General features: G+C 58.1%; 24 protein-coding genes and 3 tRNA genes. 9 read left to right on the top strand and 18 right to left on the bottom strand.

All coding sequences use genetic code 11. From position 1 onward, the window contains the following. Positions 1 to 44 precede the first annotated feature (44 nt). Complete coding sequence (gene sltY, locus LGM20_RS21925; RefSeq protein WP_044525328.1) at positions 45 to 1,982, bottom strand: murein transglycosylase; 1,938 nt, start codon at positions 1,980 to 1,982, stop codon at positions 45 to 47. Between the two features lie 228 nt (positions 1,983 to 2,210). Between sltY and ettA the strand changes: the two genes are divergently transcribed. After that, positions 2,211 to 3,878 carry an energy-dependent translational throttle protein EttA gene (gene ettA / locus LGM20_RS21930; RefSeq protein ID WP_023291900.1) on the top strand — a complete coding sequence of 556 codons (1,668 nt, stop codon included), beginning with the start codon at positions 2,211 to 2,213 and terminating at the stop codon, positions 3,876 to 3,878. 93 nt (positions 3,879 to 3,971) lie between these two features. On the opposite strand, the gene nadR is transcribed toward ettA, so the two are convergent. The 3 genes from nadR to serB are packed head-to-tail and all read right to left on the bottom strand — an operon-like array spanning position 3,972 to position 7,589. Then, positions 3,972 to 5,204 carry a multifunctional transcriptional regulator/nicotinamide-nucleotide adenylyltransferase/ribosylnicotinamide kinase NadR gene (gene nadR, locus LGM20_RS21935; protein ID WP_004886547.1) on the bottom strand — a complete coding sequence of 411 codons (1,233 nt, stop codon included), beginning with the start codon at positions 5,202 to 5,204 and terminating at the stop codon, positions 3,972 to 3,974. Between the two features lie 21 nt (positions 5,205 to 5,225). After that, entirely contained in the window at positions 5,226 to 6,608 is a 1,383-nt protein-coding gene (gene radA / locus LGM20_RS21940; RefSeq protein WP_023291899.1) for a DNA repair protein RadA, read from the bottom strand. Positions 6,609 to 6,617: 9 nt separating this feature from the next. Continuing rightward, on the bottom strand, positions 6,618 to 7,589 hold the full coding sequence (gene serB, locus LGM20_RS21945) for a phosphoserine phosphatase (RefSeq protein WP_044525305.1): 972 nt from the start codon (positions 7,587 to 7,589) through the stop codon (positions 6,618 to 6,620). Positions 7,590 to 7,693: 104 nt separating this feature from the next. Here serB and LGM20_RS21950 point away from each other — a divergent pair, with 104 nt between their 5' ends. Together LGM20_RS21950 and lplA are read left to right on the top strand one after the other, a co-directional pair. Next, positions 7,694 to 8,341: a YtjB family periplasmic protein gene (locus LGM20_RS21950; RefSeq protein ID WP_023291897.1), complete on the top strand. Its 648-nt coding sequence runs from the start codon at positions 7,694 to 7,696 to the stop codon at positions 8,339 to 8,341. Beyond that, positions 8,341 to 9,357 (top strand): lipoate--protein ligase LplA, encoded by a 1,017-nt coding sequence (gene lplA, locus LGM20_RS21955; RefSeq protein WP_023291896.1) that lies wholly within the window; start codon positions 8,341 to 8,343, stop codon positions 9,355 to 9,357. Before LGM20_RS21950 ends, lplA begins: the two co-directional genes overlap by 1 nt. A gap of 83 nt (positions 9,358 to 9,440) precedes the next feature. On the opposite strand, the gene deoD is transcribed toward lplA, so the two are convergent. From deoD to LGM20_RS22020, 13 genes are all read right to left on the bottom strand, one after another. Continuing rightward, entirely contained in the window at positions 9,441 to 10,160 is a 720-nt protein-coding gene (deoD, locus tag LGM20_RS21960) for a purine-nucleoside phosphorylase (RefSeq protein ID WP_002887789.1), read from the bottom strand. Between the two features lie 103 nt (positions 10,161 to 10,263). Beyond that, positions 10,264 to 11,487 carry a phosphopentomutase gene (gene deoB / locus LGM20_RS21965; RefSeq protein ID WP_023291895.1) on the bottom strand — a complete coding sequence of 408 codons (1,224 nt, stop codon included), beginning with the start codon at positions 11,485 to 11,487 and terminating at the stop codon, positions 10,264 to 10,266. Between the two features lie 52 nt (positions 11,488 to 11,539). Then, positions 11,540 to 12,862, bottom strand: coding sequence for a thymidine phosphorylase (gene deoA / locus LGM20_RS21970; protein ID WP_032429093.1), 1,323 nt, complete (start codon positions 12,860 to 12,862; stop codon positions 11,540 to 11,542). A 109-nt stretch (positions 12,863 to 12,971) separates the two neighbouring features. Next, positions 12,972 to 13,751 (bottom strand): deoxyribose-phosphate aldolase, encoded by a 780-nt coding sequence (gene deoC / locus LGM20_RS21975; RefSeq protein WP_004886530.1) that lies wholly within the window; start codon positions 13,749 to 13,751, stop codon positions 12,972 to 12,974. Between the two features lie 415 nt (positions 13,752 to 14,166). Further along, complete coding sequence (locus LGM20_RS21980; protein ID WP_023291892.1) at positions 14,167 to 15,444, bottom strand: NupC/NupG family nucleoside CNT transporter; 1,278 nt, start codon at positions 15,442 to 15,444, stop codon at positions 14,167 to 14,169. Positions 15,445 to 15,573: 129 nt separating this feature from the next. Beyond that, a complete protein-coding gene (locus LGM20_RS21985) occupies positions 15,574 to 16,368 on the bottom strand; it encodes a metal-dependent hydrolase (RefSeq protein ID WP_044525304.1) in 795 nt (264 codons plus the stop codon). Continuing rightward, a complete protein-coding gene (locus LGM20_RS21990; protein WP_023291890.1) occupies positions 16,365 to 17,438 on the bottom strand; it encodes a patatin-like phospholipase family protein in 1,074 nt (357 codons plus the stop codon). Before LGM20_RS21990 ends, LGM20_RS21985 begins: the two co-directional genes overlap by 4 nt. Before the next feature lie 153 nt (positions 17,439 to 17,591). Further along, positions 17,592 to 17,753, bottom strand: coding sequence for a DUF1328 domain-containing protein (locus tag LGM20_RS21995; RefSeq protein ID WP_002887716.1), 162 nt, complete (start codon positions 17,751 to 17,753; stop codon positions 17,592 to 17,594). A 129-nt stretch (positions 17,754 to 17,882) separates the two neighbouring features. Next, entirely contained in the window at positions 17,883 to 18,503 is a 621-nt protein-coding gene (gene osmY / locus LGM20_RS22000) for a molecular chaperone OsmY (protein ID WP_017901234.1), read from the bottom strand. Positions 18,504 to 18,722: 219 nt separating this feature from the next. After that, entirely contained in the window at positions 18,723 to 20,312 is a 1,590-nt protein-coding gene (gene prfC, locus LGM20_RS22005) for a peptide chain release factor 3 (RefSeq protein ID WP_002887711.1), read from the bottom strand. Positions 20,313 to 20,402: 90 nt separating this feature from the next. Beyond that, positions 20,403 to 21,080 (bottom strand): pyrimidine 5'-nucleotidase, encoded by a 678-nt coding sequence (gene yjjG / locus LGM20_RS22010; protein WP_044525303.1) that lies wholly within the window; start codon positions 21,078 to 21,080, stop codon positions 20,403 to 20,405. 14 nt (positions 21,081 to 21,094) lie between these two features. Further along, positions 21,095 to 21,541 (bottom strand): ribosomal protein S18-alanine N-acetyltransferase, encoded by a 447-nt coding sequence (rimI, locus tag LGM20_RS22015; RefSeq protein WP_044525302.1) that lies wholly within the window; start codon positions 21,539 to 21,541, stop codon positions 21,095 to 21,097. Then, positions 21,510 to 21,923 carry a DNA polymerase III subunit psi gene (locus tag LGM20_RS22020; RefSeq protein ID WP_044525301.1) on the bottom strand — a complete coding sequence of 138 codons (414 nt, stop codon included), beginning with the start codon at positions 21,921 to 21,923 and terminating at the stop codon, positions 21,510 to 21,512. The genes rimI and LGM20_RS22020 overlap by 32 nt, the downstream gene beginning before the upstream one ends. A gap of 102 nt (positions 21,924 to 22,025) precedes the next feature. Here LGM20_RS22020 and rsmC point away from each other — a divergent pair, with 102 nt between their 5' ends. The 4 genes from rsmC to LGM20_RS22040 all read left to right on the top strand — a co-directional run bounded on the left by rsmC (position 22,026) and on the right by LGM20_RS22040 (position 23,544). Then, positions 22,026 to 23,054, top strand: coding sequence for a 16S rRNA (guanine(1207)-N(2))-methyltransferase RsmC (rsmC, locus tag LGM20_RS22025; RefSeq protein ID WP_023291885.1), 1,029 nt, complete (start codon positions 22,026 to 22,028; stop codon positions 23,052 to 23,054). A 171-nt stretch (positions 23,055 to 23,225) separates the two neighbouring features. Next, positions 23,226 to 23,312 (top strand) — tRNA-Leu (locus LGM20_RS22030). Between the two features lie 28 nt (positions 23,313 to 23,340). Then, positions 23,341 to 23,427, top strand: a tRNA-Leu gene (locus LGM20_RS22035). A gap of 30 nt (positions 23,428 to 23,457) precedes the next feature. Beyond that, positions 23,458 to 23,544: transfer RNA gene (locus LGM20_RS22040), tRNA-Leu, on the top strand. 21 nt (positions 23,545 to 23,565) lie between these two features. Here LGM20_RS22040 and LGM20_RS22045 read toward each other — a convergent pair. Continuing rightward, complete coding sequence (locus LGM20_RS22045) at positions 23,566 to 23,805, bottom strand: DUF1435 domain-containing protein (RefSeq protein WP_023291884.1); 240 nt, start codon at positions 23,803 to 23,805, stop codon at positions 23,566 to 23,568. A 70-nt stretch (positions 23,806 to 23,875) separates the two neighbouring features. Here LGM20_RS22045 and LGM20_RS22050 point away from each other — a divergent pair, with 70 nt between their 5' ends. Both LGM20_RS22050 and LGM20_RS22055 read left to right on the top strand, forming a co-directional pair. After that, entirely contained in the window at positions 23,876 to 24,046 is a 171-nt protein-coding gene (locus LGM20_RS22050) for a hypothetical protein (RefSeq protein ID WP_072096669.1), read from the top strand. 23 nt (positions 24,047 to 24,069) lie between these two features. Then, the gene (locus LGM20_RS22055; RefSeq protein ID WP_044525300.1) at positions 24,070 to 25,116 is read left to right on the top strand and encodes a GGDEF domain-containing protein; all 1,047 of its coding nucleotides are present in this window, start codon (positions 24,070 to 24,072) and stop codon (positions 25,114 to 25,116) included. The last annotated feature ends 101 nt before the right edge of the window (positions 25,117 to 25,217 follow it).

Here is a 25,217-nt window from a genome sequence, read left to right on the forward strand (position 1 = left end):
ATGTACTCTTCAACGAGTACAAAGCATAACATACTTCCCGGCGATCAGTAACGCTGCCGCCACTCCGCATCGCTGAAGAGCTTATCCTGCTGTCCCATAAAGTAGCGGTAGTAGGCGTCATAGGAGAGGACATTCTTCACGTAGCCGCGGGTTTCCGAGAACGGAATACTCTCGACAAACGCCACGGCGTCGATCCGTCCGGCGCTGTTCCCCTGCCAGGTGCGTACCCGACCCGGCCCGGCGTTATAGGCCGCCGAGGCGTAGATGCGGTTATTGCCGAACTGCTGGTAAACGTACTGCAGATAGCTGGTGCCGATGTTGATGTTGGTTTCCGGATCCAATAGCTGCGACGGGCCGCTGTAGCCGGGAATGCGGAACATGCTGACGGTATGCGTCGCGGTGCCCGGCATAATCTGCATCAGCCCGCTGGCGCCGACCGGCGAGCGCACTTTCGGGTTCCAGGCGCTCTCCTGGCGGGCAATGGCCATCGCGTAGCTCTGCGGAATATCTTTACCGCTGATATAGCGGGCAAACAGATCGTTATAGGCCAGCGGGAAGCGCTCCTCCAGCTGATCCCACAGCTTGCCGGCGATCGTCGCCTGCACGCTCAGATCCCACCAGTGCTGATCGAAGGCATAGCGCGCCAGCTGCGCCTGCTGAGATTTCGTGCGGCTGGTGACCAGATTCGCCCATTCGGTGCGCGCGGTGTTATCCATATTCCAGTACATCAGCTCGCGTACCCGGGCCATCTCCGGACCGGAAGCCAGCGCCGGATCGAGCGTGCCAGTCGCTTTATCGATGCGGAAGGTATACTCCTCGCCGAGACGCTGTGCGGCGACCATCGGGTAGAAACCGCGCTGCTGCATCAACGACCGGAGGATCGCCTGCGCCTCCTCGTCCCTGCCGCGCTCCAGCAACAGATCCGCCTGCCAGTAGCGCCATTCGTCTTTCTCTTTCGCCTCCATCGGCAGGCGCGCCAGCCAGGTATTCAGGCCATGGCGATCGCCCGTCCCCAGCGCCATCCGCACCCGCCGCTCCACCAGCGGCGTGGACTGCGATCGCATAATCGCATCGTCGCGCCAGATGGCCTGCTCTTCGGTCACATCGTTCCCCATCAGGCGCCAGGCGACAATATCGCGTAGCTCCTGGGTCTGATCCTCATTGAGCTGCTGGGCCTGCACCAGCGAAGGGATCATCAAACGGGCATTTTCCACATCCTGACGGGCGACGCTGGCGAAGGCGACGGCGGCCATCTGGCGGGTAAAGTCCGTCGCCCCGGTGGTGCGGGCAAAGGTCAGGACGCTGTTAGGATCGTTAGCCAGAGCGACCACGGCGCTGGCGATGCTCTGGTAATTGGCGGGCATCTGCTGGGCCAGCGATTTCACCAGCCCGATATTGCCGGCCTTCATCGCCAGGCGGATCCGTTCGAGATAAGCCAGCGGATCCTGCTGGCCGGAGTCGCGCCAGGCGCTGAACAGCGGTTCACAGGCGCCGGGCTGGTTCTTGCCCGTCAGCCAGAGGTCTTTCGCTCCGCTCCAGGCCTCCTGCGACTGCCCCACGCTCAGTTTGGCGTAGTAGTAGTTGCACTGCGCCTCGGTGCTGGTCGGCTTATCGGGACTAAACGCCAGCAAGCCGCGCCAGTCGCTGCGCCGGGCCAGTTCATTCACGAAGCGCGAACGTAATGAACGCGCGGGGGGCAGCGTCGGGTTGGCGTCAATAAAGTTTTTCACCACCAGCGCCGGCTGGTTCATCAGATCGTCGGTAATCTGCCGGTACTGCAAATAGGGATACAGGGGATAGGTGCTTAACGTGGGCATCAGCTGGTCAACCACATCCATCTGCCGGTTATCCCACGCCTGCTTAATTTGTGCGTAGCGGCTGCGCTGTTCATCCAGTGAATCCGCATGCGCCAGCTGACTCAACGCCAACAGACCAACGCTGGCAGCCAAAAGATGCCACGCCATTTTTTTGGCTTTTTCCACAAGCTCTTCCTCTTTCAGGTGCATTTTCGCAGCATCGTGCCGCTTAAAAGCCCCTGCCGGTTCGGCAGGCGGCTTTACTTATGCTAATCAGACAACGCTAAACGCGCCATGTCCTGAACATTTTTTTACGCTTCTGTGAATCCTGTCGCCTCGCTGGGATTAGCGCGCGAAAAAGGCTACACTTCGGCTTTGAACTATCTATCAAAATAGAAAGAGGCGAAGTCCAACGTGGCTCAATTCGTTTATACCATGCATCGTGTCGGCAAAGTGGTTCCGCCGAAACGTCATATTTTGAAAAATATCTCCCTCAGCTTTTTCCCTGGCGCAAAAATCGGTGTGCTCGGTCTGAACGGCGCCGGTAAATCTACCCTGCTGCGCATCATGGCCGGTATCGACACCGAGATCGAAGGTGAAGCGCGTCCGCAGCCTGGCATTAAAATCGGCTACCTGCCGCAGGAGCCGCAGCTCAACCCGGAGCACACCGTGCGCGAGTCCGTTGAAGAAGCGGTCGCCGAAGTGGTTAACGCGCTGAAGGGCCTGGACGAAGTCTATGCCAAATACGCCGAGCCGGATGCAGACTTCGATAAGCTTGCCGCACAGCAAGGCAAGTTCGAAGAAATTATCCAGGCGCACGACGGCCACAATCTGAACGTGCAGCTGGAGCGCGCGGCCGACGCCCTGCGCCTGCCGGACTGGGATGCGAAAATCGCCAATCTTTCCGGTGGTGAACGCCGCCGCGTCGCGCTGTGCCGCCTGCTGCTGGAAAAACCAGACATGCTGCTGCTCGACGAACCGACCAACCACCTGGACGCCGAGTCCGTCGCCTGGCTGGAACGCTTCCTGCACGACTTCGAAGGCACCGTGGTGGCAATTACCCACGACCGTTACTTCCTCGATAACGTCGCCGGTTGGATCCTCGAACTTGACCGCGGCGAAGGTATTCCGTGGGAAGGCAACTACTCCTCCTGGCTGGAGCAGAAAGATCAGCGTCTGGCGCAGGAAGCCTCTCAGGAAGCCGCGCGTCGCAAATCCATCGAGAAAGAGCTCGAGTGGGTTCGCCAGGGCGCGAAAGGCCGTCAGTCCAAGGGCAAAGCCCGTCTGGCGCGCTTTGAAGAGCTCAACAACGTTGAATACCAGAAACGTAACGAGACCAACGAACTGTTCATTCCGCCAGGCGCGCGTCTGGGCGATAAAGTTCTGGAAGTCAGCAACTTGCGTAAATCCTACGGCGACCGCGTGCTGATCGACGATCTGAGCTTCTCGGTACCGAAGGGCGCTATCGTCGGCATCATCGGCCCGAACGGCGCGGGTAAATCAACGCTGTTCCGCATGATGTCCGGCCAGGAACAGCCAGATTCCGGCACCATCACCCTGGGCGAAACCGTTAAGCTGGCCTCCGTCGATCAGTTCCGCGACGCGATGGACAACAGCAAGACCGTGTGGGAAGAGGTCTCCGGTGGTCTGGATATCATGAAGATCGGCAACACCGAGATGCCGAGCCGCGCCTACGTGGGCCGCTTTAACTTCAAAGGCGTAGACCAGGGCAAACGCGTTGGCGAACTGTCCGGCGGTGAACGCGGTCGTCTGCACCTGGCGAAGCTGCTGCAGGTTGGCGGTAACGTACTGCTGCTCGATGAACCGACCAACGACCTGGATATCGAAACCCTGCGCGCGCTGGAAAACGCCCTGCTGGAGTTCCCGGGCTGCGCGATGGTTATCTCGCACGACCGTTGGTTCCTTGACCGTATCGCCACCCACATTCTGGATTACCAGGATGAAGGTAAGGTGGAGTTCTTTGAAGGTAACTTTACCGAGTACGAAGAGTACAAGAAACGCACCCTCGGCGCCGACGCGCTGGAGCCGAAGCGAATCAAGTACAAACGTATCTCAAAATAAAATGCAAAAAGGCAACGCAAGTTGCCTTTTTTAATGTTTGCTCCCTCTCCCACCGGGAGAGGGCCGGGGTGAGGGCATCAGCCCGCAGAGGATCTACCCCTGCTCCCCCATCAGCTGCTTCACCAGCTCGACGCAGCGCAGGAAGCGCGTATCGTAGTCCGACTCCTTAACATGGACGAACTCGATCTCATTCTCTTTCAGCAGCGACACCAGCAGCGACTGAAACTCTTTACGATCCACCGAACTCCCAAGGCTGCGTAACCCATCGGCCACCCACGGGGTATTGTTCTCCAGCAGGATCACCAGATCGAAGCGGTATTCATCAATCAGCGCCTGCACGAACGGGTGCTCTCGCCCCTCGTACTTCAGGCAGAACGCCTGAGTGCTGACGAAGTCGGTATCGATAAACGCCACCTTGTTGGCATATTTCACTGCGAAATCAATATACTGGGCATGCCCGAGGGCTATTTTATCGTAATCCGAATACTGGAGCGCCATCTCATCGCCGCCGAGATGCGAAAAGACATAATCCCGGCCATATTCCCAGGCGCTGGTGGTATTGAAGATATTGGCGAGCTTATTAACCAGCGTTGATTTCCCGCTCGACTCGCCGCCGAGGATCGCCACCGTCCGCACAAAGAACGGTTTCACTTCCGTCGGAATATATTCCCAGTAACGGAACGGGTTCTCGCGGATCTGGCCGCCGCTAATATTCATAAAGGTCCGCTTAGGATCGATAAGCACCGTCTCGATCCCCAGATGCTCAAGGTACTGCGGCGCATCGGCCTCTTCCGAGGTATAGATCCGGTTCGGCTCGATCCCTTTTTCGCTCATAAAAGCGCGGATACCATGACTCCACACATCCCAGCCGTGCGGATAGGGTTCCATCCCCTCTTCATTGAAGGCATGGATGCGAATATTCTTCTGATATTTAAAAGTTTGCAGCAGCCAGCGCAGGCGGTCAGGCACCGTCGGCTGCTGCGACATGGCGCTCTCTTCAAACAGCTCGCGGTCGCGAGTGTCGTCATAGCCCATGATGATATGCAGCTCATCGACCTGGCTACAGGCGCGTTGAATCAAATAGATGTGCCCGGTATGCAGCGGGTAAAATTTACCAAACACCACGCCGACGCTTTTCTGTCGGCGGGGAAACTCCAGCCCGAGGAAACGATGCAGCGCTTCTAGCTTCTGCGCGCTCGGGCTTTTGATTTTGGCATTCAACAGTTGGCTGAGATACCCCTTGGTCATCCCGCTGGCTTCCGCCACCTGCTGCAGGGTACAGCCTTTCTGCTTTATGGCGCTTTTTAAATAGTCAAATGACGACATCGCTAATCTCCTTTTAACTTATTATAAGTCGTCAAAAACGCTTAGCGCGTCTGAAAGCTTTTTCACACCAAAGATTTGCATGCCTTCCGGCACTTTTTTCGGCACATTGGCCGCCGGGACGATGGCGCGGCGGAAGCCATGCTTCGCCGCTTCGGAGATACGCTCCTGACCGCTCGGCACCGGGCGAATTTCGCCAGCCAACCCCACTTCGCCAAAGACCACCAGGTCCTGCGGCAGCGGGCGATCGCGCAAGCTGGAGACCATCGCCAGCAGCAGCGCCAGATCGGCGCTGGTTTCCGTGACCTTCACCCCACCGACCACGTTGACGAAAACGTCCTGATCGGCCATCTGCAGGCCGCCGTGGCGATGCAGCACCGCCAGCAGGATCGCCAGACGGTTCTGTTCCAGCCCCACCGCCACGCGGCGCGGGTTGGACATCATCGAGTGATCCACCAGCGCCTGGATCTCCACCAGCAGCGGGCGGGTCCCTTCCCAGACCACCATCACCGAGCTGCCGGAGGTGATTTCATCTCCCCGGCTGAGGAAGATAGCGGATGGGTTGCTCACTTCGCGCAGCCCCTGCTCGGTCATGGCGAAGACGCCCAGCTCGTTCACCGCGCCAAAGCGGTTTTTGTGGCTGCGCAGAGTGCGGAAGCGGGAGTCGGCATCGCCGTCCAGCAGCACCGAGCAGTCAATACAGTGCTCCAGCACCTTCGGGCCGGCCAGCGAACCGTCTTTGGTGACGTGGCCGACCATGACGATCGCCACGCCGCGTGTTTTGGCAAAGCGCGTCAGGTAGGCCGCCGTTTCACGTACCTGGGCGACGCTGCCCGGCGACGACTGAACGTCGGCCATATGCATCACCTGGATAGAGTCGATCACCATCAGCTGCGGTTTTTCTTCCTCGGCAATCTGACAGATCTGCTCAATGCTGGTTTCCGACAGCATGTTCAGGTTCGCCGTCGGCAGCCCAAGGCGATGGGCGCGCATCGCCACCTGCTGAAGGGACTCCTCCCCGGTGACGTACAGCGTTTTCATCCCTTCCGCCAGCTTGCACAACGTCTGCAGCAGCAGCGTCGATTTCCCCGCGCCGGGGTTACCGCCAATCAGGATGGCGCTGCCCGGCACCACGCCGCCGCCGAGTACGCGGTCGAACTCTTTAAAACCGGTGGAGAAACGCGGCAGCGCCTCCAGGCTGATGTCTGACAGCTTCTGCACCTTCGAGACGCCGGCGTGACCGGCGTAGCCTGACAAACGCTCGTTTCTCGCCACCTGCGGCGACGCGGCGATGCGCATCTCGGTGATGGTATTCCAGGCATGGCAGGCGCTGCACTGCCCCTGCCAGCGCGGGTAATCCGCACCACATTCATTACAGACAAATGCGCGTTTTGGAGCTTTCGCCACGTTTACCTCTTACTTTTGGTTCATGCTGCCCGAGAGAATACAGAATACCCCCATCAGGTCAGCGTGGCGGATAGTCACTTCCGCCTGTTCATTCACTTTAGGCTTAGCATGATACGCGATGCCAAGCCCGGCAGCCTTAATCATCGGCAGGTCGTTGGCGCCATCGCCGATGGCCACGGTCTGCGCCGTTGGGATCGCATACTTTTCCGCCAGCTTGCGCAGCGTATTGGCTTTGTATTTGGCATCGACGATATCGCCGAGCACGTTGCCGGTGAGCTTGCCGTCGCGGATCTCCAGTTCGTTGGCGAACACCGCGTCGAGATGCAGCTTATCGCGCAGATACTCGGCGAAGAAGGTGAAGCCGCCGGAGGCGATCGCCACCTTCCAGCCCAGCGTTTCCAGCTTGAGCACCAGCTGCGTCAGGCCCGGCATCAGCGGCAGCGCGTCGCGAACCTGCAGCAGAATGCTGGCATCAGCGTCTTTCAGCGTCGCCACGCGCTGGCGCAGGCTGGCGGTGAAGTCCAGCTCCCCGCGCATCGCCCGCTCGGTCACTTCAGATACCAGCTCGCCGGTGCCGGCCAGTTTCGCGATCTCATCGATGCATTCGATCTGGATCGCCGTGGAGTCCATATCCATCACCAGCAGTCCCGGGGTGCGCAGATGAGGGATTTTACCCAATGGCGCGACGTCCAGCCCCGCCTCATGCGCCAGCCGCGTCGCACGGGGGGTCAGCGAACCGGCCAGGCGGATCACCTGGTAATCCTCGACCACCCAGGAGGCGACGATCACTAACGCGGCGCCCAGCTCACGCTGCCAGTCCGTCAGACGGCGTTTATCCAGCCCACGCCCGTACAGCAGCCAGCCGCTGCGCCCGGCGTGATAATCCAGCGGCATGACCTCGTCACCGCTCAGGGAAAGCGGCAACCCAGGCCACAGGGAAACGTCTTCAGGCAGGTCGCACCAGGTCAAACTGTTAGGCATTACGGCTCCACATCTCTTCATTCAGGCGAGGAAAATAACGCATGAGGCTACCTTGTAACCAGCGCTTCTGGCAACATTAAGCTGCAAATTTTCAAAGGTGGAATATGGTTCGCGCAAAACTGAAATTCCGGCTGCATCGTGCGGTCATTGTCCTTATCTGTCTCGCCCTGCTCGTCGCGCTGATGCAGGGCGCCTCGTGGTTCAGTCAGAACAGTCAGAAACAACGCAATCCGCAGCTGGAAGAGCTGGCCCGCACGCTGGCGCAGCAGGTGGTGCTGAATCTCGCGCCGCTGATGCGCAGCGAGACGCCGGACGAAAAGCGCATCAATCAGCTGTTGACGCAGCTCACCCACAACAGCCGCGTACTGGACGCCGGGGTATATGACGACCAGGGCGACCTGGTGGCGCGCTCTGGCGAAAGCGTCGAGGTTCGCGACCGGCTGGCGCTGGATGGTAAGAAAGCCGGCGGCTACTTTAACCAGCAGATTGTCGAGCCGGTGCCGGGAAAAAACGGTCCGTTGGGCTACCTGCGTCTGACCCTCGATACCCATACGCTGGCGACCGAGGCGAAGCAGGTGGATAATACCACCAATATCTTACGCCTGATGCTGTTGCTGTCCCTGGCCATCGGCGTGGTACTGACCCGCACGCTGCTGCAGGGCAAACGCACCCGCTGGCAGCAATCGCCCTTCCTGCTCACCGCCAACAAGCCGGTTGAGGATGAAGACGATGAAAAGAAAGGAAATCTATAATGTCCACACTGCGCCTCCTGCTTTCTGACTCTTACGACCCGTGGTTCAACCTGGCGGTCGAGGAGTGCATTTTCCGCCAGATGCCCGCCACCCAGCGGGTGCTGTTCCTGTGGCGCAATGCCGATACCGTGGTCATCGGCCGCGCGCAGAACCCGTGGAAGGAGTGTAATACCCGCCGCATGGAGGAAGATCATGTGCGGCTGGCCCGTCGCAGCAGCGGCGGCGGCGCGGTGTTCCACGACCTCGGCAATACCTGCTTTACCTTTATGGCAGGCAAACCGGAGTACGACAAAACCGTCTCCACCGCTATTGTGCTGGCGGCGCTCAATTCACTGGGCGTAACCGCCGACGCCTCCGGGCGCAACGATCTGGTGGTCAAAACCGACAGCGGCGACCGCAAAGTCTCCGGCTCCGCCTATCGTGAAACCATGGACCGCGGTTTTCACCACGGCACCCTGCTGCTCAACGCCGATCTAAGCCGTCTCGCCAACTACCTCAACCCGGACCAGAAAAAGCTGCAGGCTAAAGGCATTACCTCGGTGCGCGGGCGGGTGGCGAACCTGGTTGAGCTGCTGCCGGGCATTACCCATCAGCAAGTTTGCGAGGCGATCCAGGAGGCGTTCTTCAGCCATTACGGCGAACGGGTAGACGCCGAGGTGATCTCCCCGGACAACACGCCGGACCTGCCGAACTTTGCCGGCACTTTCGCACGCCAGAGCAGCTGGGAGTGGAACTTCGGCCAGGCGCCTGCCTTTTCCCACCTGCTGGACGAGCGTTTCCCCTGGGGCGGCGTCGAGCTGCATTTTGACGTTGAGAAGGGCCATATCACCCGCGCGCAGGCCTTTACCGATAGCCTGAATCCGGCGCCGCTGGAGGCGCTGGCGGAACGCTTAATCGGCTGTCAGTATCGGGCTGAGGTTTTGCAGCAGCAGTGTGAGGCGCTGATGGAGGACTTCCCGGAGCAGGAAGCGGAACTCAAAGCGCTGTCGGTGTGGATTGCCGGCGCGGTACGTTAAAAAAAGCCCGCTGGCGTAGCGCTTAGCGGGCCTGGAAAACCGCAGGCCGGGTCAGGCGAAGCCGCCGCCCGGCACAACAGCTTTTACTCTTTATCGCCCAGCAGCACGGATTCCAGCGCGATTTTAATCATGTCGTTGAACGTGGTCTGACGCTCCGCGGCAGTGGTCTGCTCGTGGGTACGAATATGGTCAGACACGGTGCAGATGGTCAGCGCTTTCGCCCCGAATTCCGCCGCCACGCCGTAGATACCCGCCGCTTCCATTTCCACGCCCAGGATGCCGTATTTTTCCATCACGTCGAACATGGACGGGTCCGGGGTATAGAACAGGTCTGCAGAGAAGATGTTGCCGACGCGCGCGTCAACGCCCAGCGCTTTCGCCGCGTCTACCGCGTTACGCACCATGCCGAAATCGGCAATCGCCGCGAAGTCGTGGTCTTTAAAACGCAGACGGTTCACTTTGGAGTCGGTGCAGGCGCCCATACCGATCACCACGTCGCGCAGTTTGACGTCTTCGCGCACCGCGCCGCAGGAGCCGACGCGGATGATTTTCTTGACGCCGAAATCGGTGATCAGCTCTTTGGTGTAGATAGAGCAGGACGGAATACCCATCCCGTGGCCCATGACGGAGATTTTGCGGCCTTTATAGGTGCCGGTGAAGCCCAGCATGCCGCGCACGTTGTTCACTTCACGCACGTCTTCGAGAAAGGTTTCTGCAATGTGCTTGGCGCGCAGCGGGTCGCCCGGCATCAAGACTACGTCAGCGAAATCGCCCATTTCTGCGTTAATGTGAGGAGTTGCCATCTTCAGTTCCTTTTACATTGTTGTTTTTGCCGGGCGGCGGCTACGCCTGACCCGGCCGACAAAACCGTAGGCCCGGATCGCTGAGCGCCACCGGGCAATTGCATCACAGCATGTTTTTACCGTACGCCATTGGCGAGGTACCAAAGTATGTCGCCAGCGTCTGGCCGATGTCCGCGAAAGTTTCGCGGTGGCCTAACGATCCTGGTTTCACTTTCGGGCCGTACACCAGCACCGGAATATGCTCGCGGGTGTGGTCGGTACCGGTCCAGGTCGGGTCGCAGCCGTGGTCGGCGGTGAGGATCAGGATGTCGTCTTCCCCTACCAGCTCCATCAGCTCCGGCAGACGGCGGTCGAACAGTTCCAGACCCGCCGCGTAGCCGGCGACATCGCGACGGTGGCCCCAGGAGGAGTCAAAGTCGACGAAGTTGGTGAAGACGATAGTCTCGTCGCCGGCTTCCTTCATCTCTTTGATGGTCGCGTCGAACAGCGCGTCCAGACCGGTGGCTTTCACTTTTTTGGTGATGCCGCAGTTTGCGTAGATGTCCGCTATCTTACCGACAGACACCACGTGGCCGTTCTTCTCGTCAACCAGCTTCTGCAGCACGGTCGGCGCCGGCGGTTCGACCGCCAGATCGTGACGGTTGCCGGTACGCTGGAAGTTACCGGCTTTATCGCCGATAAACGGACGAGCGATGACGCGGCCAATGTTGTAGCCGCCTTCGGTCAGCTCTTCACGGGCGATTTCGCACAGCTCATACAACTTGTCGAGGCCAAAGGTCTCTTCGTGACAGGCGATCTGGAACACGGAGTCAGCGGAGGTATAGAAAATCGGTTTCCCGGTTTTCATATGCTCTTCGCCGAGCTGATCGAGGATCACCGTCCCGGAAGAGTGGCAGTTGCCGAGGTAGCCCGGCAGGTTGGCGCGTTTCACCAGCTTATCCAGCAGCTCCTGCGGGAAGCTGTTTTCATGATCGCTGAAGTAGCCCCAGTCAAACAGCACCGGCACGCCGGCGATTTCCCAGTGGCCGGACGGCGTATCTTTACCAGAAGAGAGTTCATGCGCCCAGGCCCAGGCGCCAATCACTTCGGCATTGCCATCCATTCCGGCGGCAATTTTACCGGTAGAGCCTTCATGCGCTTTCACCAACCCCAGACGGGTCAGGTTCGGTAAATTCAGCGGGCCTTTGCGGCCGTGGTCAGCCTCGCCTTTGGCGCAGGCTTCCGCAATGTGGCCCAGGGTATCGGCGCCGACGTCGCCAAAGCGGTCTGCGTCTTCCGTTGCGCCAATCCCAAAGGAGTCCAGCACCATGATAAATGCACGTTTCATCTTGTTCTCCATACATCTTGCGCTGCAAAAAAGCGATCAGATCAGTATATCGCTATTCGGTGATACGGCGATAGACTGTCGGTGTAATTTCCGGAGCTTTATCGTCCAGTTTAATGGCCGCTTTGACCGCTTTCGCGGCCTCCTGCCAGCTGTTCTCGTCTTTGGCATGGATCACAGCCAGCGGACGCTGTCCGTCCACGCGGTCACCCAGACGCGCCATCTCGGTAAAGCCAACGCTATAGTCAATGGTGTCTGATGCCTGACGGCGGCCGCCGCCCATAGAAACCACTGCCATACCCAGCGCGCGTGTATCCATCGCGCTGACAAAACCTTCGGTATCAGCATAGACTGCTTTGCTCAGCATCGCCGTCGGCAGATAATGATCATAATTCTCGACAAAGTCGCTCGGTCCTTTCTGCGCCGCGACCATACGGCCAAAGACTTCCGCCGCTTTACCGTTATCCAGTACCGCCTGCAGCTTCGCGCGCGCGTCGGCATCGTCCGCCGCCAGCTTGCCGGAAATCAGCATCTCTACACACAGCGCCATCGTCACGTCGAACAGACGCGGGTTGCGGTATTCGCCGGTCAGGAACTGGACCGCTTCGCGAACTTCAACGGCGTTCCCGGCGCTGGAGGCCAGCACCTGGTTCATATCGGTCAGCAGCGCGGTGGTGCGCACGCCGGCGCCGTTGGCGACCCCGACGATCGCTTCCGCCAGCGCGGCGGAAAGTTCATAAGTCGGCATAAACGCGCCGCTGCCGACTTTGACGTCCATCACCAGCGCATCCAGCCCTTCCGCCAGCTTCTTGGCAAGGATCGAGGCGGTGATCAGCGGGATGGAGTCCACCGTCGCGGTAATATCGCGGGTGGCATAGAAACGTTTGTCCGCCGGAGCGAGGGAGCTGGTCTGCCCGATAATCGCCACGCCGACATCTTTAATAATCTCGCGGAAGCGGTTGTCGTCCGGGAAGATATCGAAGCCCGGGATCGCTTCCAGTTTATCCAGGGTACCGCCGGTATGGCCGAGTCCGCGGCCGGAAATCATCGGCACATACCCGCCGCAGGCGGCCACCATCGGTCCCAGCATCAGCGAAGTGACATCCCCGACGCCGCCGGTGGAGTGTTTATCGACGATCGGGCCGTTAAGGTTGAGGCTTTTCCAGTCCAGAACGGTACCGGAATCCCGCATCGCCATGGTCAGCGAAACGCGCTCCGGCATAGACATATCGTGGAAGAAGATGGTCATCGCCAGCGCGGCGATCTGCCCTTCTGAGATAGTATTGTCGCGGATGCCGTTGATGAAAAAGCGGATCTCTTCATCGCTTAATGCCTGACCATCACGTTTTTTACGAATAATTTCTTGTGCGAGAAACACGGTAACCCCCATGAGGAATCGGGTGAATGGTGGCGGGTGGCGCTAAGCTTACCCGCCCTACGATCCTGTAGGCCGGATAAGCGAAGCGTCATCCGGCAATGTCTGACAATCAGTAGCTGCTGGCGCTCTTGCCGTCGCCGTGACCCAGAGCTTTCAACAGGCTGGCCAGCAGGCTGGAGGCACCAAAGCGGTAGTGACGGGCATCGGCCCAGTCGGCGCCAAACAGCTCATCGGCGATCGCCAGGAACTGCTGCGCATCTTCCGCGCTGCGCACGCCGCCCGCCGGTTTGAAGCCAACGGTTTTCTCAACGCCCATATCGCGGATGACTTCCATCATGATGCGCGCGCTTTCCGGCGTGGCATTCACCGGCACTTTACCGGTCGAGGTTTTGATGAAATCGGCCCCGGCTTTGATAGAGATTTCAGACGCTTTACGGATCAGCGCTTCTTCTTTCAGCTCACCGGTTTCGATGATCACTTTCAGCAGCACGTTGGCCGCCGCGCAGGCCTCTTTACAGGCTTTCACCAGCTCGAAGCCGACCTGCTCGTTACCGGCAATCAGCGCGCGGTACGGGAACACCACGTCCACTTCATCGGCGCCGTAAGCGATCGCCGCGCGGGTTTCCGCCAGCGCAATGTCGATATCGTCATTACCGTGCGGGAAGTTGGTGACCGTAGCGATGCGGATATCCGGCGTTCCCTGCTCGTTCAGCGTTTTACGGGCAATCGGGATGAAGCGCGGATAGATGCAGACCGCCGCGGTGTTACCCACCGGGGTTTTCGCCTGATGACACAGGGCAATCACCTTCTCATTGGTGTCGTCGTCGTTCAGGGTGGTCAGGTCCATCAGTTTTAACGCGCGCAGGCTGCTTGCTTTTAAATCAGTCATTTCATACTCCGCCGGCGCAGTGCCGGTTCAATAGTTTGTTCACCTTGCGAGTCTGTTACTATTGTAACATTCACTCGCCGCTACACTTCGACATTCATCACAGTTAATGAAAACTACTTACTAATTTGCATTACTGTAATGTGACTTTAATCACAAAATATCAGCGCATACCGCGGCAATTATCCTCACGCCCCTCTTAAGCATAATCGAAACTCCGCACCCAATGAGGATGTGATAATTCTAACACACAATGACAGAGACTCTCGACACCGTGGCGCACATTTTGCCCACCCAGCCGGTGATACAATTATTATATTTTGAAATATAAGCTATTTTTCTGAAAGTCAGAAATGATGGAATTTTCACAAACTCAATAAAACCAGCGACGCGGCGGCCGCTGGTTGAGGGAACTGGCTTAGAGGGCGAGGAAAACCCCGGCGATGGTGGCGCTCATCAGGTTAGACAGCGTCCCCGCCGCCACCGCACGCAGCCCAAGCTGGGCGATATCCTGACGCCGGTTGGGCGCCATCCCCCCGAGGCCGCCGATCAGGATGGCGATCGATGACAGGTTAGCGAATCCGCACAGCGCGAAAGAGATAATGGCTTTAGTGTGATCTGAAATAACCTGCAGCCCGGCCGCCGCCACCTCGGCGTCCGCCTTCAGATACTCGCCAAAGTTCATATAGGCCACGAACTCGTTAATGATCAGCTTCTGGCCGATAAACGACCCCGCTACCGTCGCTTCGTGCCACGGCACGCCGATCACCCACGCCAGCGGTGAGAAGACCCAGCCGAGGATCATCTGCAGCGACAGCTCCGGATGGTTAAACCAGCCGCCGACGCCGGACAGAATGCCGTTCAGCAGGGCGATCAGCGCGATAAACGCCAGCAGCATCGCGCCGACGTTGAGCGCCAGCTGCATACCAGACGCGGCGCCGGAGGCGGCGGCGTCCAGCACGTTGGCCGGTTTATCCGCGTCAGCGCTCTGGCGGTCATGAGCCGGGTTATCGTCCGGCGTTTCCGTTTCCGGTACGATAATTTTGGCAAACAGCAATCCACCCGGCGCCGCCATAAACGACGCGGCAATCAGGTACTCCAGCGGAACGCCCATCTGCGCATAGCCCGCCAGCACGGAACCTGCCACCGAGGCCAGGCCGCCGCACATGACCGCAAACAGCTCCGAGCGGGTCATAGTGGCGATATAAGGACGCACCACCAGCGGCGCTTCGGTCTGACCAACGAAGATGTTCGCCGTGGCCGACAGCGATTCGGTACGCGAGGTCTTCAGTACCGCCCGCAGCGCGCCGCCGAGAATGCGAATGACCAGCTGCATAATGCCCAGGTAGTAAAGCACGGCAATCAGCGACGAGAAGAAGACGATCACCGGCAGCACGCGCAGGGCAAAGACAAAGCCGCCGCCGCCAAACACCTCGAACATTTTATCGGAGACCAGCCCGCCGAAGATGAAACCGATCCCTTCATTGCCATAGGCAATTACGCGGGCGACGCCGTTCGACATCGCTAACAGCGCCGAGCGCCCGGCCGGTACATACAATATCAACGCGCCGATACCCACCTGGATTATCCAGGCGCCGAGCACAGTACGCAGGTTAATGGCTTTTCGATTATTGGAGAGCAGCACAGCAATGGCCAAAAGCGCCACCATGCCGATAAGTCCCATGAGGATTTGCATACAGATTCCCTGTGTTTTGATAGTCCAGCACTAACGGCGTGATTATATCGGCATGAAACTATCCTGCCTGCCAAGCATCACACATTTTACGCAAATCAATGATATGGATGAACAATTATGAGAATTCGATCACCATACAGTGGCTGAGGGCAGGGAAAACAAGGCAAGCGTGTTGCGCATTATCCCTTCGGCTATGGCTGCCGGCGGCTCCGACCGGAGTTCGCACAGGGCGTCAAATACCCGCGCAGCTTGCTCCGGGCGATTGGGCTGGCCCTGGAAGCCATTGAGCGGCATATCCGGGGCATCGGTCTCCAGCAGCAGGGCTGAAAGCGGCAGACGCGCCATCACCTCGCGGGTTTTGCTGGCGCGGGGATAGGTAATGGTGCCGCCAACGCCGATCTTATAGCCAAGCTGCACGAAACGCTCGGCCTGCTGCAGGCTGCCGGCGAAGCCATGTACCACCCCGGTACGCGGCAGGGCATGTTTTTTCAGCAGCATCGCCAGCTTATCGTGGGTGCGTCGGGAGTGGAGGATCACCGGCAGATCGTAACGCTTCGCCAGACACAGCTGCGCTTCCAGCAGCGCCTGCTGACGATCGAACTGCGGCTCGTCGCGATAGAGATCGAGACCAATCTCCCCCACCGCCACCAGTTTTGGCGGGCGCTGCGCCAGCGACGCCTCCAGTTGCGCCAGCCCCTCATCGGTGTGCTGCTCGATGACAATCGGATGCAGGCCCAGCGCGGCATACAGCGCCTCGTGCTGCGCCGCCAGCGCCAGCACGCGGCTAAAACGCTCAGCGGAGATGGCCGGAACGATAATTCGCCCGACGCCGGCCTGCGCCGCACGCGCCAGGCTGGCGACCTCATCTTCCGCGAAGGGGGGAAAATCGAAATGGCAGTGGGTATCGATAAAACGGTGCGTCACGCCAGATCCTCATGATTAAAGCTTGCGTCATTGGCCTGCGGCGCAGCGATGATGGTCGCCTGCGGCGCTTCATTGGCCACCGGCACCGGCGGCACCACCACCGGCGCAGGCCGGGCGATACGCGGCGCGTGGCGCAACAGCGGCGGCCGGTCGGCCAGCAGTTTACCCACGGTGGCCAGGAAATAACGGCCGCACTGGCGTCCGGTTTTGTAGTCCTCCAGCAGCGCCGGCAGTCGGCTGCCAAGCGCCATGCTGCGCAGCGGCCGCTGGGGATAGATTTCGAAGATCCGCAGTTTGCCGGGCGGTTTTTCGATGAACTGCTGGATGGCGCGATAGGTGGTTTCGTGATGATGCACCAGATTGACCAGCGGCTGCAGGCTGCTCTCCCCCAGCCAGCGCTCCATCCGCTTAAACCACTCCGGGGTGTAAAACATCTGCGAAGGGACAGTGCGGATCACCACGATGGTCTGAGCGCCGCGGCGGGCCGCCTCCTGTACCGGGATCGCATCGCTGACGCCGCCGTCAAGGTAGCTAACGCCGTCAAGCAACACGCCGCTGCGGTAAAACCCGGGGATGGCGCTGGAGGCGCGGATCAGATCCAGCCAGGTTTGCGGCGTCGGTGAAAAATAGCTGGCGGAGTAATCGTCGCCGCGACAGGCGCACATCCACAGCTCTTTGCCCAACGCGAACTGCGTTTCGGCATAGTTCATGGCCAGCGGCATCTGCTGCGAGGTGGCCTCCACCAGCCAGTCGAGATCGATAAGGTTGCCGCCGCGCACAAAGCGCATCGGATCGAAAAACTGGCGTGAGGTGGTGTAGCGTGTGATGACTTTGCGGGCATAGCCTTGCTGATTACACATGTAAGCGGAGAGGTTTTGCGCCCCCGCGGAGGTCCCCAGCATCAGGTCAAAGGGGTTAAATCCGGCGCGCATGAATTCGTCCAGAACCCCGGCGGTGAAAATCCCTCGCTGTCCCCCGCCTTCACACACCAGCGCCAGCTTGCCTGGTCGGAAGGGTTTAACCGCCAGCGGGGCGATATTGCCCAGCGTAACGGGAATGCGTTGCCCCACCCTGCTTTCCTGTTCGATTAGTCTTCTCCTGACAAGGTAACGCAATTTGCCCATCGCTTAAACCGCGAAAGCCAGTCCGCAGGACTGGCTTTGTGTAAGACGACGTGTCAGTAAAAACGCTCAGGCTTCAGCATCGCCCGGATTGTTGTCCCTCTACGGACGTCTGCGTCCTGTAAACAGGCTCACCAGGAACAGGATAATCCCGACGACAAAGACGATTTTCGCGGCGCCAGCGGCAGTACCCGCCAGACCACCAAAGCCCAGGGCCGCAGCAATTAATGCAATGACCAGAAAAATAATTCCCCATCGAAACATACTTTTCTCCTTACCATAATGGACGGTGAACAGCGGTTTGCGCACCCTTTCTGGAAAGCTCATCGCTCAGTGGGTGCTGCTATTCGTTCGGCAACCTTGGCCAGACAACACTTTTGTTAATAACTCGATTTACTTCACGCTAAGATCGTTGCGGACGCTTTTCACACCGGAAACCGCTTTCGCAATCTCTGCGGCGCGCTCAGCCTGCGCCGCGGAAGCCACCGTACCGGTCAGATGCACTGCGCCGGCGTTAGTTTCGACTTTCACATTGCGCGAAGGGACAATGTCATCCGCCAGCAGCTTAGCCTTCACTTCGCTGGTAATAGCGGTGTCCCCGGCATAGCCTTTCAGCGTCGCCGTCTCACTCGACGATTTGTGCTGCACCGTCAGCTTGTCGTTGACCTGAGAGACGCCTTCGACCGCTTTTGCCACGCTCAGCGCCTGACTTTTCTGTTCAGCACTGGTGACGTCGCCGCTGAGGGTGACCACTTTGTTTTCCGTTTTCACCGAAATATCGCCGGAGTTAATATCTTTATGGTCGATCAGCGCCGCCTTTACCCGTGCGGTAATAGTGCTGTCGTCCATAAAATCGCCGACTTTATTAATCGAATTGTCTACCGCCTCTCCCGCATTGCTGGCAGCTGACTTCGCACTGTCTACCGTTGTTTTTTCCGTCTCTGCCGAGGCGTTCAACGCGGCTAAGCCTAAGAAGAGCGCCAGCAACATATTGGCATTCTTTAGTCTGGTCATCGTGATGTCCTCGTTTTTTCACCAGCGCTGGCGTCTTATCGCAGTGAATTACGCCAGCATTTTTAAAAACACGAATTAAATATAGTAGACAGGCGAAGGGGTTGCGGAGGATATGGATAAAAAACAGACGAATTAGCGGCGTTTTAAGAACTTTCCAGAAGGAGGGAAGCGCGGGCGGAAGAAGAAAAAAGCGCGGCCTGCGCCGCGCTTCGTCAGGGATTAGTGCTCGCGCGTTTTGCGGAACACCACGTCAGGATAACGCTCCTGCGTCAGGTTCAGGTTGACCATCGTCGGGGCGATGTAGGTCAGGTTATCGCCGCCATCCAGCGCCAGCTGAACTTCGTTTTTACGTTTGAACTCTTCGAATTTCTTCACGTCAGTGGATTCAACCCAGCGCGCGGTGGCCACGTTGACCGATTCGTAAATCGCTTCCACGTTGTATTCGCTTTTCAGGCGCGCCACGACGACGTCAAACTGCAGCACACCCACGGCGCCGACGATCAGATCGTTATTGGCGATCGGACGGAAGACCTGCACCGCGCCCTCTTCAGAGAGCTGAACCAGCCCTTTCAGCAGCTGTTTCTGCTTCAGCGGATCCTTCAGGCGAATACGACGGAACAGTTCCGGTGCGAAGTTCGGAATACCGGTGAACTTCATCATCTCGCCCTGGGTGAAGGTATCGCCAATCTGAATGGTGCCGTGGTTATGCAGGCCGATGATATCCCCAGGATAGGCTTCTTCAACGTGCGAACGGTCGCCGGCCATAAAGGTCAGCGCGTCGGAGATCACCACGTCTTTACCGATGCGCACCTGACGCAGCTTCATGCCTTTCTCATATTTACCTGACACCACGCGCATGAAAGCCACGCGGTCGCGGTGTTTCGGGTCCATATTGGCCTGAATTTTAAACACGAAGCCGGTGAACTTCTCTTCCGTCGCGGTGACTTCACGGGTGTCGGTGTTACGCGGCATCGGCGCCGGCGCCCACTCCACCAGGCCATCCAGCATATGGTCAACGCCGAAGTTACCTAACGCGGTCCCGAAGAACACCGGGGTGATTTCCCCGGCCAGGAACAGATCTTTATCGAACTCGTTCGACGCGCCCTGCACCAGCTCCAGCTCGTCGCGCAGCTGCTGCGCCAGATCTTCCCCCACCGCCGCGTCGAGATCCGGGTTGTTGAGCCCCTTCACGATGCGCACTTCCTGGATGGTATGGCCTTTACCGGTCTGATACAGGTAGGTTTCATCTTTGTAGAGATGATAGACGCCCTTGAACAGCTTACCGCAGCCGATAGGCCAGGTAATCGGCGCGCAGCCGATTTTCAGCTCGTTCTCCACTTCATCCAGCAGCTCCATCGGATCGCGGATATCACGGTCGAGTTTGTTCATAAAGGTGAGGATCGGCGTATCGCGCAGACGGGTGACTTCCATCAGCTTACGGGTCCGATCTTCGACGCCTTTTGCCGCGTCAATCACCATCAGGCAGCAGTCCACCGCCGTCAGGGTACGGTAGGTATCTTCCGAGAAGTCTTCGTGCCCCGGGGTATCCAGCAGGTTCACCAGACAGTCATGATAGGGGAACTGCATCACCGAGGTGGTGATCGAGATACCACGCTGCTTTTCCATTTCCATCCAGTCGGATTTCGCGTGCTGGCTGGAGCCACGACCTTTTACGGTACCGGCGGTCTGAATCGCCTGTCCGAACAGCAGCACCTTTTCGGTGATGGTGGTCTTACCGGCATCCGGGTGAGAAATAATGGCAAAAGTGCGGCGTTTGGCCACCTCTTGCAGATAAGGAGACAACGTCATAATTAATCTTCTAAGTAAACGCGGCCATGAGCCACGCATGTGGAATACGAAAAATTGCGGCTATTTTACCCATCAACGGGGGGGAGGCAATCAGTGTTTACACAGGAGCTGCTCCAGTTCGCTTAACGAGGTCACCGTCCAGTCCGGCTCGAGGTCCGCCGGCAGCTCGCGCTGATGCGCATTGAGCCAGCAGGTCGCCAGTCCGGCATTCACGCCGCCACGAATATCCGACTCGGCGGTATCGCCGACCATTAGCACCCGCGAGCGCGGTGGGTTACCCGCCTGCGCCAGCGCGTAATCGAAAATGCGCACGTCCGGTTTGGCGACGCCCACTTCTTCAGAAATAATCAGCAAATCAAAGTGATCGCGTAAACCGGTCCGCTCAAGACGAGTCTGCTGCAGCGAGGTAAAGCCGTTGGTGATGATGCCCATCTTGACCTTGCCCTGCAGCGCGTTGAGCAGAGAGACCGCGCCCGGCAGCGGCGCACAGATTTCCGCCATCGCATTCATAAACGCGTCGTTGAGCTCCCCCGGCGGCACATTCAAACGTTCCGCCCAGCTGTCAAAGCGCTGGTGCTGCAGCTGCAGCGAGGTGATGGCGCCGTTCTGGTAATCCACCCATAGCGGCTTATTCACGGCCTGATAGTCCTGAAAATCTTCGGCGGTAAAGGTCACGCTGTAGTCGAGAAACATCCGCTGCAAGCCGCTGAAAGAATCAAACGTAAACAGCGTTTCATCGGCATCAAAGAAAATCCAGTCCCATTTCATCGTATCACCTTGTCTTACATACTGATTGGCAGAGCCATAATAATGGCGTCTTCGCGCCCGTCGGCCGTCGGGTAGTAGTTGCGGCGAATCGTCGCCTCATTGAAGCCTAAGCTTTCATACAGCGCGATAGCGGCAACGTTGGAGGCGCGCACCTCCAGCCATAGCGTGACGACGCCGAGCCTTTCGACTTCATCAATGACGTGTTCCAGCAGCGCTCGCCCCAGGCCACGGCGCTGGTAAGCGGGATCGACCGCGATATTGAACAACGTCGCCTCATCCAGCACCACTTGCGTAATGGCGAACGCCGCCATTTCGCCATCCACCGACAGCTGATAGTTGCGATAGCGTTCCCCCTGGTTACTGGCCAGGGTCTGTTCGCTCCACGGGAAAGCGTGGGCGCGGGTTTCGATTTGCCAGGCTCGGGTTAAATCAGCTGTGCTGAGGATAGAAATCGTGTTCATGTGCGCAGATTTGTTGCCAGAGCGCCCTGCGAGCCGGCGCGCTGGTCTGGAGTTCATCAAAAGCGGGGGTGGACACCTGGGCGCCCGCCAGCGGCAGCGACGCCTCTGTGCCCAACCGCCAGCTGTTGCAGCGGCTGTCCTGCGGCAGCATCGCCACCCGCTCCGGGGTCAGCTGCAGGACCTGATCTGGCGTCACGGCCAGCGCGCGCAATACGTCGCCAATCAGCGGCTCTGTCAGCGACGGCGGGGTTTCCGCCACCATCACCAGACGAATATGTTCAGGAAGCGAGATAGCGATTTCGCCCTGCAACGCCCCCGGTCGGCGCAGCGACCACTGGGTAATGCCCAGCTGCTGTAGTTGCCAGTCTCGTCGGGATGTCATAGCGAAACACTCCTGTTAAACAAGCGCGCAATATAGCAAATCCGTCGTATCTGCGCCAACAAACTACTATAATCGGCGCCAGTCTTAATGAAGGAGTGTTTCATGTCCGCTTTTACCCCGGCAAGTGAAGTCTTGCTGCGCCACAGTGATGATTTCGAGTCCGCCCGCGTTCTGTTTGCCGGTGACCTGCAGGATGACCTGCCTGCGCGTCTGGATACCGCGGCCAGCCGCGCCCACACCCAACAGTTCCACCACTGGCAGGTCCTCAACCGCCAGATGGGAGACACCGTCCGTTTTAGCTTAGTGGCTGAGGCCGCTGACGTCGCCGAATGCGACACCCTGATCTACTACTGGCCAAAGAATAAACCAGAGGCACAGTTCCAGCTGATGAACCTGCTCTCTCTGCTGCCGGTGGGAAGCGACATTTTCGTCGTCGGTGAAAACCGCAGCGGCGTCCGCAGCGCGGAGCAGATGCTGGCTGAATACGCGCCATTAAACAAAGTGGATAGCGCCCGCCGCTGTGGCCTCTATCATGGCCGACTGGAAAAGCAGCCCGCCTTCGACGCCGATGCCTTCTGGGGCGAATACACACTGGATAATCTGACGATTAAAACCCTGCCAGGCGTCTTTAGCCGCGACGGGCTGGACGTCGGCAGCCAGCTGCTGCTCTCCACCCTCGAGCCGCATACCAAAGGGAAAGTGCTGGACGTCGGCTGCGGCGCAGGCGTGCTGGCCGCCGCGCTGGCCAGCCATTCGCCGAAAGTGCGCCTGACCCTGTGCGACGTCAGCGCCCCTGCGGTCGAAGCCAGCCGCGCGACGCTTGCCGCCAACGGCCTGGCTGGCGATGTGTTTGCCAGCAACGTCTTCTCCGAGGTCAATGGTCGCTTCGACATGATCATCTCCAACCCGCCATTCCATGACGGGCTGCAGACCAGCCTCGAAGCCGCCCAGGCGCTGATCCGCGGCGCGGTTCGCCATCTGAACAGCGGCGGCGAGCTGCGCATTGTCGCCAACGCCTTCCTGCCGTATCCGCAGGTGCTGGATGAGACGTTCGGCTTCCATGAGGTGATCGCCCAGACCGGACGTTTTAAGGTCTATCGCACCATCATGACCCGTCAGGCGAAAAAATAGTCGCCTTCTCACGCCGGCGGCCCGTTTCTGGTACCGCTGGCGCTTCCTGCGGGCAAATCCGCCCATTTTTGCAGCAATCGATACAACCTGCATAATTAACTATTGACGTGTCGCCGAAAACCACTAGAATGCGCCTCCGTGGTAACGATACTTTCATAGTGTCGATGGTATGCGAAGGTGGCGGAATTGGTAGACGCGCTAGCTTCAGGTGTTAGTGTCCTTACGGACGTGGGGGTTCAAGTCCCCCCCCTCGCACCATAATCCACGAAGATATTGCTCGCACTGGGCGAAGGTGGCGGAATTGGTAGACGCGCTAGCTTCAGGTGTTAGTGTCCTTACGGACGTGGGGGTTCAAGTCCCCCCCCTCGCACCAACGAGGCAATATCTAAAGAAAGAATACTGTGCGAAGGTGGCGGAATTGGTAGACGCGCTAGCTTCAGGTGTTAGTGTCCTTACGGACGTGGGGGTTCAAGTCCCCCCCCTCGCACCAATATTCTTCCCTCTCCCGGCATTATCCCCTCAGTTTGATATCCACAAGCATCAGCATTATTCCACCAACCAGTGCAACGCACGATGGCAGCAGAATAAAATGGCGCAGTTGACGATGCCATATCATCGCCGCGGACATCAGCATGCCCACCGCGACCAGCGTCCGCCATACGTCAGCCGACACCCCGGCATACCCGAGAGCGACAATCAGCGCGCCGGGAACGATGACTCCCCAACCGCTTCCTAATGCTCGCTGCAGCATGGTTTCACCTCTCACAACGATAATGATAACCAATATCATATGATAACTTTTATCATTTGTCATTTGCGATGTGCTCTGCGCCTTATTCTTTACGTTCGCGGTAATGACATACATTCATGAAGGTGATAAATTAAGCGGATTATCGATATATATTAAATATTTTTCTTATTTTGCAAATAACCTTTTTTTGCACATTGTTATCAGACTCTTCATTTTTGGCTTTCATCATTTTGAAATTTAACGACTAATAATGATTCTTCCGATATGACTGCACAAACCTGGCGAGCACACTACGCACAAAAATATCAATATTCCTTACGGCTTTTTTTACTGCTTAATTTCATTTCATCCTCTCTGTCGCTGGTCACCCCCCTATTTACGGTAGTTCGTTTTACGCTGCCTTGCGCCCTGATCGTGGCCTGCAGCGGGTTGCTGCTGCTCTGGCACTGGAAATGGCCGCAATCGAAAATAAATATTCCCGCTATCTCGTTGTTATTTGGCATGCTATGGGCATGGCACGTAGTGACAAAGGCGATGCTATTGACACCGCCGCATTTTAACTATCTGGTGATCGCCCTATTAAGCATTCTGTTTATCGGCACCATCGCTTTTTCCAATAATATCACTGCCTTTACCCTCCACTCTTTACCGACTTTCCTTGCCTGCCTGATAATGGCGGAGGGGGAACAATGGTTGCGCATGACTTACTGTTTTATGCTGCCTATTGCCGGTATTACCCTGCAAAATATTATCCAGAAGCGCAGCGATGCCTTCACACAAGGATTAATGGATAAACTCATGCAGGAACGCAACACCCTCAACGATCTCAGTATGCTGGATCCTCTGACCGGTTTGTATAACCGCCGCGGACTGCAGAATCGCCTCGATACCCTGCTGGCGCTGGACGGCGACAACCACTTCGTGCTGCTCCTCGATATCGATCATTTCAAAGCCTATAACGATCACTATGGTCATATGATGGGCGACCAGGCGCTCATTCGCGTCTCTGCTGCCATTCGCAACGCCGTACGCTCGCGCGATATTGTCGCCCGCTTTGGCGGAGAGGAGTTTATGGTGCTGCTGACCAACAGCAGCGAAGAAACGGCATGGCAGGCTGCCGAACGTATTCGGCAGCGGGTCTATGACCTGAAAATCCCGCATATGTTTAATGAAAGCGTCGCCACCAACGTGACCATCAGTATTGGCCTGACGCCGCTCATTGATGACAATATTGAGCAAGCGCTGGCGCGCGCCGACGGCGCACTCTATGACGCTAAGAATAAAGGCCGCAACATTATTCTGGCCAGTTAACCTGCGCGCGCCGCGGCATCGTGGCGCCGACAAAATTCTTGCCATGCCGCCTGCAAACAACTAATATCAGGAATCATTATCATTTAGATTTGTATCTGGAA

The organism is Klebsiella quasipneumoniae subsp. quasipneumoniae (assembly GCF_020525925.1).
Classification (GTDB): Bacteria; Pseudomonadota; Gammaproteobacteria; order Enterobacterales; family Enterobacteriaceae; genus Klebsiella; species Klebsiella quasipneumoniae.

Bases quoted from the DNA above. Each gene is read 5' to 3' on its own strand.
- nadR (WP_004886547.1), bottom strand. From the start codon at position 5,204: ATGTCGTCATTTGACTATTTAAAAAGCGCCATAAAGCAGAAAGGCTGT.
- serB (WP_044525305.1), bottom strand. From the start codon at position 7,589: ATGCCTAACAGTTTGACCTGGTGCGACCTGCCTGAAGACGTTTCCCTG.
- LGM20_RS21950 (WP_023291897.1), top strand. From the start codon at position 7,694: ATGGTTCGCGCAAAACTGAAATTCCGGCTGCATCGTGCGGTCATTGTC.
- lplA (WP_023291896.1), top strand. From the start codon at position 8,341: ATGTCCACACTGCGCCTCCTGCTTTCTGACTCTTACGACCCGTGGTTC.
- deoD (WP_002887789.1), bottom strand. From the start codon at position 10,160: ATGGCAACTCCTCACATTAACGCAGAAATGGGCGATTTCGCTGACGTA.
- deoB (WP_023291895.1), bottom strand. From the start codon at position 11,487: ATGAAACGTGCATTTATCATGGTGCTGGACTCCTTTGGGATTGGCGCA.
- deoC (WP_004886530.1), bottom strand. From the start codon at position 13,751: ATGACTGATTTAAAAGCAAGCAGCCTGCGCGCGTTAAAACTGATGGAC.
- LGM20_RS21980 (WP_023291892.1), bottom strand. From the start codon at position 15,444: ATGCAAATCCTCATGGGACTTATCGGCATGGTGGCGCTTTTGGCCATT.
- LGM20_RS21995 (WP_002887716.1), bottom strand. From the start codon at position 17,753: ATGTTTCGATGGGGAATTATTTTTCTGGTCATTGCATTAATTGCTGCG.
- osmY (WP_017901234.1), bottom strand. From the start codon at position 18,503: ATGACCAGACTAAAGAATGCCAATATGTTGCTGGCGCTCTTCTTAGGC.
- prfC (WP_002887711.1), bottom strand. From the start codon at position 20,312: ATGACGTTGTCTCCTTATCTGCAAGAGGTGGCCAAACGCCGCACTTTT.
- yjjG (WP_044525303.1), bottom strand. From the start codon at position 21,080: ATGAAATGGGACTGGATTTTCTTTGATGCCGATGAAACGCTGTTTACG.
- rimI (WP_044525302.1), bottom strand. From the start codon at position 21,541: ATGAACACGATTTCTATCCTCAGCACAGCTGATTTAACCCGAGCCTGG.
- LGM20_RS22020 (WP_044525301.1), bottom strand. From the start codon at position 21,923: ATGACATCCCGACGAGACTGGCAACTACAGCAGCTGGGCATTACCCAG.
- rsmC (WP_023291885.1), top strand. From the start codon at position 22,026: ATGTCCGCTTTTACCCCGGCAAGTGAAGTCTTGCTGCGCCACAGTGAT.
- LGM20_RS22045 (WP_023291884.1), bottom strand. From the start codon at position 23,805: ATGCTGCAGCGAGCATTAGGAAGCGGTTGGGGAGTCATCGTTCCCGGC.
- LGM20_RS22055 (WP_044525300.1), top strand. From the start codon at position 24,070: ATGACTGCACAAACCTGGCGAGCACACTACGCACAAAAATATCAATAT.